Raw genomic sequence first — 8,811 nt, 5'->3', positions numbered from 1 at the left:
GCGTACTTTCAATATAACATGAAATTCACATGACCTTTTATTTTAGGTGACTAACTTGATTATACAATCTTCGTTTTAAATACAACAAAAATCAACACTTTAACAAATAAACAGTCATTTATCGATCTTCTTTGCATCTTTAGTGAAATAATGCCCAAAACCTTTGACAAGGAGTAATATTTATTATATATTACCTAATGACCGAACGATTATAGGTCATTAATTAAAAATCATTCGTGTTTAGGAGTGTTATAAATGGATAATGTATTCGATTACGAAGATATTCAACTAATTCCCGCAAAAAGCATCGTTACAAGTCGGTCGGAGTGTGACACATCAGTAAAGCTAGGTAATCATACTTTTAAGCTACCAGTTGTCCCTGCAAATATGCAGACGATTATTGACGAAAAACTTGCTCTCTATTTAGCGGAGAACGGTTATTTTTATGTGATGCATCGTTTTGAACCAGAAACACGTGAGCAATTTATTAAAGACATGCATGCACGTAACTTAATTGCATCAATCAGTGTTGGCATCAAGCCAGAGGAATATGATTTTGTCGATTTATTAGTCGAGAAAAAATTAGTCCCTGAATTTATCACAATTGATGTTGCTCATGGGCACTCAAATAATGTGATTAAAATGATTCAATATATTAAAGAAAAATTACCTGCTAGTTTTGTGATTGCCGGTAACGTTGGAACGCCAGAAGCTGTTCGTGAACTTGAGAACGCTGGGGCTGACGCAACTAAAGTCGGAATCGGACCGGGGAAAGTATGTATTACAAAAATGAAAACTGGCTTCGGTACAGGTGGCTGGCAACTGGCTGCACTAAGATGGTGTGCCAAAGCTGCAAGCAAGCCGATTATTGCTGACGGCGGAATTCGCCAACATGGAGATATAGCTAAGTCTATCCGCTTCGGTGCCACAATGGTGATGATTGGCTCACTATTCGCTGGACACGACGAATCACCTGGCGAAACAATCGAGGTTGATGGCAAGCTATATAAAGAATACTTTGGCTCTGCTTCAGAATTCCAAAAAGGTGAGAAGAAAAACGTCGAAGGCAAGAAAATGCACGTTGAATACAAAGGTGCGATTCAAGACACACTAACTGAAATGGAACAAGACCTCCAATCATCGATTTCATACGCAGGTGGCAACCATGTGATGGCAATCCGCAACGTTGATTACGTCGTTGTTAAAAACTCTATTTTTAATGGGGATTCGTATTAAGATAAAAAAACGCTTAGAATTTTAGTTCCTAAGCGTTTTTTAATTAATGAAGTAGATCCCCCACATGTTTGCATTGGTAATCGATCTCACAGTCTGATCAGAGTCTGACGATTAGGCGTTATTCGTTAGAGATCAAGCTCACATACTAACCGATCTCTCACGATTAGCCTTTATTCGTTAGAAATCAAGCCTACACACTGACCGATCTCTCACGATTAGCCTTTATTCGTTAGAAATCAAGCCTACACACTGACCGATCTCTCACGATTAGCCTTTATTCGTTAGAAATCAAGCCTGCACACTAACCGATCTCTCACGATTAGCCTTTATTCGTTAGAAATCAAGCCTGCACACTAACCGATCTCTCACGATTAGCCTTTATTCGTTAGAAATCAAGCCTACACACTGACCGATCTCTCACGATTAGCCTTTATTCATTAGAGATCAAGCTCACATACTAACCGATCTCTCACGATTAGCCTTTATTCGTTAGAAATCAAGCCTACAAACTGAGCGATCTCTGACGATTAGGCGTTATTCTTTAGAAATCATTCTCATATACTTACTGACCTCTAGCGTGCACTGCCTCAGTGAAAAATCATCATAGGAGGAACGAAAATAACATCTAATCATATCCTGTCTCGGAAAAAAATCGCCACAGGGGGAACGATTAACATCTAATCATATCCTGTCTCGGAAAAAATCGCCATAGGGGGGAACGATTAACATCTAATCATACCCTGTCTCGGAAAAAAATCGCCACAGAGGGAACGAATTAACCTATCCCAGCTAAAAAATGAATCAAATGACAGAGCAAAATCCCATTCTTTTTAATATCTCACGTTTAGCTCAACTTATCTTCGGGTAATAACGTAGGTAGATAACTAATAAGGAGATGATAAAATATGTTTGATTTTGACTTTGATTTTATGTACTATTTCGGTTCAATTTCTAACTTCCTAACCGCTTTACTCGTACTCATTATCGGTTGGGTGATTGCATTAATTGTAGCAAATATCGTCAAGAATGCACTGAAGAAAACAACACTTGATGATAAATTATTTTCAGGTCCATCCGGTGAGAAAAAAGGTGACTATCATTCGGAGACGATAATTAGTCGATTTGTCTTTTGGGTGATCATGGCATTTGCGATCATCGCATTCCTCAATATCCTTAACTTATCATCGATTGCACGTCCGTTTTCGGATATGCTGAACTCGCTGTTAAGTATCGTACCTGATATCATACTAGCAATTATTCTAGCTGCAGTTGCTTGGGTGATTGCTTCAACATTAAGCTTCTTAATTAGAAAATTAGGCTTACGCTTACCAATCACAACACTTTTAAGTAAGTTAGGCTTAAAAGAAGATACTCAACATGCAAATAAAGCTGTCAATGTCATTGCAACACTCGTATTCTATTTCGTTCTATTATTATTCTTACCAGCGATACTTTCAACACTTAATTTAACAGGAATTTCCCAGCCATTTCAAAGCATGGTTGCGTCGATTCTAGATTTCATTCCTGCATTATTTGCAGCAGCACTTGTTTTTGTAATTGGATGGTTTGTGGCAAAAGTTATTCGTGCCTTACTGACAAACTTCCTGACAAGTGTTGGTAGTGAACAATTAGCAGCAAAACTTGGTCTAAAAAAACTATTAGAAGGCACTAGCCTAGCGCAAGTTATTGGAACAATTGTCTTCGTTCTAATTATGATTCCAGTCTCTATTTCTGCACTTGAACAATTAAATATCAGTGGTATCACTGTTCCAGCTATCGGCATGCTTAATAACATTATGGCGATGCTTCCAAATATCGCAATCGCAATTATCTTGATTGCAGTTGGAATTTGGGTTGGCCGTTGGGTCAAACAACTAATCGATCAACTCTTAACTCGAGTAGGCTTTAACAATTTAATGAGACACCTTGGTTTAGGTAATTGGGCGAATCAACAGCCACATTACACACTGAGCCAAATCGTCGGTATTATCGCAGAAATTGTTGTTGTTATTCTGTTTGTTGGTGAAGCACTACAGGTTGTTAATCTATACTTCCTAGGCGCAATTGTCGGTGCGATTATTGCTTACCTACCACACGTATTGGTTGCAATCTTAATTCTAGGCGTTGCACTATTCTTCGCCAACCTTGTTGAAAAAATGGTCCTTTCACTTGTATCAGGTAAAGGCCGTGTTGCACTTGCCAACATCGCGAAGTACAGTATCATTGTTCTAGCAGTCTTTATGGCACTTAACCAATTAGGCGTAGCTGATTCAATCGTCAATGCAGCCTTCATCTTGACACTAGGCGCACTAGCGTTAGCATTCGGATTAGCCTTCGGTTTAGGTGGACGTGAATTTGCTAGCAAATACCTATCAAAATGGGATCGTAAATTAGAAGATACTCAGGTAGAATCAAAAGATGTTTCACCTGTTGATCCTAAATAATTTGGGTTAGAATTTTATAATGAATAGTAAACGGTAGATTCACTTTATAAATGTGAATCTACCGTTTTTCTATAAAAAACCCCAATTCCTTCTATACAAATACACATAAAAACTTATAATTTGGTTATAGTAGTCCTGCCTAAATTTCAAATTATAAGGAATTCGCAAAGACACTAATACCGTAAAAACCTTTTTAATGAAATTTTCAGTTGATTCAATTGGATTACACTATTTTTATAGGAGTTATATTTCCCCCTAAATTAGTACAACTATTACATCAAACAAAAAACTCTATCATGTCTAATTATGATAGAGTTTTTTTACAGTGTATAATTGTTAAATCAGACTCTTGTATAACGCAATAATTTCTTCCACTGTCGTATCTCGTGGATTTCCAGGTGTACATACATCATTAAATGCATCTTCTGCAATTTGTGGTAAATCTTCTTCTTTAACACCCAGTTCTGAGATTGTTGCTGGTATGCCAACATCCTTACTTAACTGATCAATTGCTTCACAAGCTGCATCTCGAGCATCTTCAAGTGACATGTCGATTGCCCCTTCTACCCCTAAAACTATTGCAATGTCACGATACTTTTCGTCTGTATAGTCCTTGTTATATTTCATGATGGTTGGTAATAATGACGCACAAGCCACGCCATGAGGGATATCATACCAAGCACTTAATGGGTGCGCCATTCCATGAACTAATCCTAATCCCACGTTTGAGAATCCCATACCTGCAATATATTGCCCTAACGCCATTTCTTCCCGTGCCTTTTGATCACCATTTACAGAATCACGTAATGAGCGACCAACAATCTCAATTGCCTTAATATGCATCATATCGGTCATTTCCCAAGCACCTTTTGTTATATATCCTTCAATGGCATGTGTCATTGCATCCATACCAGTTGCAGCTGCCAGACTTTTTGGCATTCCCATCATCAGATCACTATCAACAAAAGCGACAATTGGGATGTCATGTGGATCCACACAAACAAATTTCCGTTTGTTTTCTTCATCAGTAATCACATAATTGATTGTTACCTCTGCAGCCGTACCAGAAGTTGTTGGTATTGCGAAAATTGGTAAACACGGGTTTTTTGTATCTGCTACTCCTTCTAAACTAATCACATCTGAGAATTCTGAATTTGTCACGATAATTCCAATTGCTTTTGCTGTATCAATTGGAGAACCACCACCAATAGCAATAATACAATCAGCTTCACAATTTTTAACAAACTCCACACCCTCTTTTACATTTTCGATGGTGGGGTTTGGTACAATTCCATCATATAGTTCGTAGTTCACACCTTCTTTTTCTAATAAATCAGTCACTCTCGCTACGACCTTGAACTCTATTAAGTCTTTATCTGTTACTACAACCGCCTTTTTAAAACCACGCTTTTTGAATTCTGGTGCAACATTCTCAATTGCCCCTTTACCAAAGTAAGAAGTTTCATTTAAGATCATTCGATTAGCCATGTTTATTCCTCCTATTATGTTCAATATTTCACATACATACTTATACAATTTTTATAATATTGTCTATCAAAGATTAGACAAATATTATTTTTTACTAATTCCATTTCATTGACATTAAAAATTTACGTCACATTCATTTAAAATAATTATAATGTCATCTTTCAATCGTATGTAAAATTTTCATACACATCTTCCTTTCCATTTAGTTTCTTTTATTACTTTTATCATACACTAAACCAAAAGCAAACACAATATAAAATTCCCCGTTTGCTTCTGTTTGTATCATATTAGCACCATAAACAAAGATAAAAAAAGAAAGTGAATATAGTATCCACTTTCCTCCATTAGAATTGCATAAACATTTTTTCCAAATCTCAAGTGATTTGCTAAAATATTATTATTTGCAAATTGTATTTATAAATCTATTTTATTTTGCACACTTTAAAAAGGCAAGATAAAACAAGCCAAACAAAGTTCAGATGTCTAAAACTTAGTTTATTAAAATGGTAAAAGCCCGAACAAATGAAGTCCGATCGTATTAATTGCCAGATTACTAGCCGCATGAATAAAGTAAGAGGCATAAATAGAATCTGTCTTCGCATTGATCCAATTAAATAATAACCCTGCAACTAGCAAACTAAACACAAGTAATAAAAATAACGGAGCCGAAAACCAATTCGTCATAATCGCGACATGATAAACACTAAAGATACCCGCACTAATCAAATAAGCATAACCCATTTTGATATACTTCGTTAACGCAAGAAACAAAATCCCCCGAAAGAAAAACTCCTCAACAAAGGCATTCACAATCGGAATATATAGGGCAACGAATATAAAGTTATCACGATTAATCGCCATCGTCTCTTCTAACGCTATCGTTACACCACCTAAATCAAACCAGCGCCCAATGATTAAATAGATCCCTACAATAAAAATATAAATAACGAGACTACCAATCACAAGCAATTTCCGCCCCTTTTGCTTGAGACTAAGTAAATTTCTCAATTCAACCCACTTAAACAAATGATTTAACCCAATCGGCATCACGACAAATAAAACAAGCTTAACCGCAGACTTAACCCAATAATTCGGCGCCAACCATAAGTCAACAGGCGCCATCAAAAAAACAAGGACACTTACAGCCAACAATAAACTAACATGCTTTCTCACTCGAATCACCTCTTTTTAAATCGACTCCCCGACGAACGTTCACGCAACTTCGCTAACTTTGACTGAACAGCTGACTTGCGCTCAATCGTTTTTTCCTGATCCAACTCAATTGAAAGCACCACGTCCCCCTCAAGCTCCAGAGCTAAATAATCACCCCGCTCCGCTCCTTCTGGCAGTTCATTCTTTTCTATTAAAAATTCTCTGCCGATTGTTTCTGCTAACAGAACCGCTTGACCCGTTTCAGTAAATCGATCAATCATCGCTTCCGTTTTCATCCCATCACCTCACACATGCTTTTTGTTGATTAATAATGTCCTTCAAACGTGCAGGACCAATCCCGCTGACCCGATCCAAATCATCAACTGATTTAAACGGTCTAAAATCAATCAGATCTTTAGCCCTAACATCACCAATGTGAATAATCTCCATTAATTCCGCTTCACTCGCCGTATTAATATCAACACAGCCAGTTGGGGGATTTTTTGTTTCTGTTGGCTTTAGTTTCTCTTCAGGTTCTTTTGCTAGTTGCTTTTCTGTCGTACTTGATGAACCTGAGCTAGCTAAACCGTCAGAACTAGCAGAACTCTCGGTTTGCTTCGATGGTGCAAATGCTTGATCAATCGTCGAATCTAACGTCATCGACTTTCCATCCGAGCTAAAAATAATCGTCCCATGCTGATATGTCGCAAAAATCTCTACACCCGATTTAACGAAACGATCAATAACCTCATCATGCGGATGCCCATAACTATTATTCTCACCCGCTGAAATAATCACATAATCCGGATTAACAGCCTTTAAAAATGAATCACTCGTTGATGTATTTGATCCATGATGACCTGCATGCAAAATATCTGCCGACAAACTTCCACGCGCATTAATCATCGCACGCTCAGCCTTAACACCAGCATCCCCTGTCATAACAACACCCGTACTACCAAACGCGAAATAAACCGAAATCGAATCTTCATTCGAATCATTCGTTAGTTGTGCAGGTGCAATCACATCTAATGATAGCTCACCAATTTGATAACTTTCCCCAGCACGAGGTTCATGATAACTAATCTCAGATTCTAAACTTTTATCAATCGTACTCTCAAATGTTCGTGAGGTTGATTCAACACCTGACATCCACACCTCATCTACTTGGAATTGATCTAGAATTAAAGGCATCTGTCCGATATGATCTGCATCAGGATGTGAACCAATCAATAAATCAATTTTTTCAACACCGACTGATAATAAATAATCAACGACATCCCTGCGATTCCAATTCCCCGCATCAAACAGTACATTCACATCACCCACTTGAAACAGCGTCGCATCCGCTTGACCTACATCAATAAAGTGAATTTTTAACTTTCCTGAAACATCTTTATGTACAGCTCCATCCGCTTGGTCTACCTCAGATTCTGTATCTGTGTCTGCTACCTCACCGTCTTGCTCACTATTCTCAATCTCAAACGTTTCTTTTTCTGATTGATTTGTCGGTTCAACTTGTTCATGCTCAGAACTCATGCTCGTACCACAACCAACAAGCATAAAAAGCACTACCATTAAACCAACTAGAACTTTCTTCATTACAGATTTTCCACTCCTTTTACATTTTGCATACGTTCGCACACAAATCATAATTTTCACACTCATATTATCAAAAATCTAGTTATGACCATGAATCGTCAGCATCGTCACTTGCGCTTGATTTAAAAACCGAATCGGTAGAAAACTTGTGCCAAGTCCACTATCAATATAAAGTGTCGCACCTGAATCAAGCTGATAAGCTCCTTTATCATACGCTGGGAAAAAGCCTTGATCTGGGGCAATTAATCCACCGATAAATGGCAAGCGAATTTGTCCACCGTGTGTATGACCACTTAAAATCAGATCAACCTGAACATCAGTGATTAATGGTGCGTGCGATAAGAGAATTGTAGGCTTTGCTAGTTCAACATCTTCAAAGGCAGCATTCAAATCGGCATGACCCGTTGTATGATTGGCAATCCCAACTAAATTGAACTCAATACCATCAACCTCTAACATAACATATTGATTATCTAATTCAATGACACCATAATCTAATAAAACTTGTCTCAATTCTTCAAACATCAAACTCTCTTGTTCATGATTCCCTGAAACAAAATAAATCGGACGATCGATCGTTATCAATTGTTCTAATAGATTAATTGTATGTGTTAAATCAGTTGTTTTACGATCGATTAAATCACCAGTTAAGACGATTAAATCTGGATTCAATTCAGTAATCCGACCATATTTTCCACCAAGATTACGATTATGTACATCACTAATTTGTAAGATTTCAAGTTTTTGCTCACTACTAAATTTATCATTTTCAAAATAAACTTGATTCACTTTAACAGCAGTAGTATCATTGATCACTTTTGATTATTACGCTGTTTTAGACCCACCTATACGCTAGAATGAGTCCTTCAATATCCATTCCGAGTCCACT

Annotated in this window: 7 protein-coding genes; 2 read left to right on the top strand and 5 right to left on the bottom strand. The window is 37.4% G+C overall.

The genetic code is table 11. From position 1 onward, the window contains the following. Window positions 1-255 precede the first annotated feature (255 nt). On the top strand, window positions 256-1,236 hold the full coding sequence (gene guaC / locus ABD814_RS02680) for a GMP reductase (protein WP_344910074.1): 981 nt from the start codon (window positions 256-258) through the stop codon (window positions 1,234-1,236). 905 nt (window positions 1,237-2,141) lie between these two features. After that, a complete protein-coding gene (locus tag ABD814_RS02675) occupies window positions 2,142-3,680 on the top strand; it encodes a mechanosensitive ion channel (protein ID WP_344910072.1) in 1,539 nt (512 codons plus the stop codon). 336 nt (window positions 3,681-4,016) lie between these two features. On the opposite strand, the gene fucO is transcribed toward ABD814_RS02675, so the two are convergent. The 5 genes from fucO to ABD814_RS02650 all read right to left on the bottom strand — a co-directional run bounded on the left by fucO (window position 4,017) and on the right by ABD814_RS02650 (window position 8,738). Beyond that, window positions 4,017-5,168 carry a lactaldehyde reductase gene (fucO, locus tag ABD814_RS02670; protein WP_344910070.1) on the bottom strand — a complete coding sequence of 384 codons (1,152 nt, stop codon included), beginning with the start codon at window positions 5,166-5,168 and terminating at the stop codon, window positions 4,017-4,019. A 498-nt stretch (window positions 5,169-5,666) separates the two neighbouring features. Continuing rightward, window positions 5,667-6,341, bottom strand: a complete 675-nt coding sequence (locus ABD814_RS02665; RefSeq protein ID WP_344910068.1) for a CPBP family intramembrane glutamic endopeptidase — start codon at window positions 6,339-6,341, stop codon at window positions 5,667-5,669. 5 nt (window positions 6,342-6,346) lie between these two features. Continuing rightward, window positions 6,347-6,616, bottom strand: a complete 270-nt coding sequence (locus tag ABD814_RS02660) for a DUF3006 domain-containing protein (RefSeq protein WP_344910066.1) — start codon at window positions 6,614-6,616, stop codon at window positions 6,347-6,349. Between the two features lie 4 nt (window positions 6,617-6,620). After that, window positions 6,621-7,922 (bottom strand): MBL fold metallo-hydrolase, encoded by a 1,302-nt coding sequence (locus tag ABD814_RS02655; RefSeq protein ID WP_344910064.1) that lies wholly within the window; start codon window positions 7,920-7,922, stop codon window positions 6,621-6,623. 78 nt (window positions 7,923-8,000) lie between these two features. Next, window positions 8,001-8,738 (bottom strand): metallophosphoesterase, encoded by a 738-nt coding sequence (locus ABD814_RS02650; RefSeq protein WP_344910062.1) that lies wholly within the window; start codon window positions 8,736-8,738, stop codon window positions 8,001-8,003. Between the last annotated feature and the right edge of the window lie 73 nt (window positions 8,739-8,811).

It is taken from the genome of Amphibacillus indicireducens, from assembly GCF_039539605.1.
In the GTDB taxonomy this organism is placed as follows: domain Bacteria; phylum Bacillota; class Bacilli; order Bacillales; family Amphibacillaceae; genus Amphibacillus; species Amphibacillus indicireducens.
This window is presented reverse-complemented; position numbering and strand designations above follow the sequence as displayed.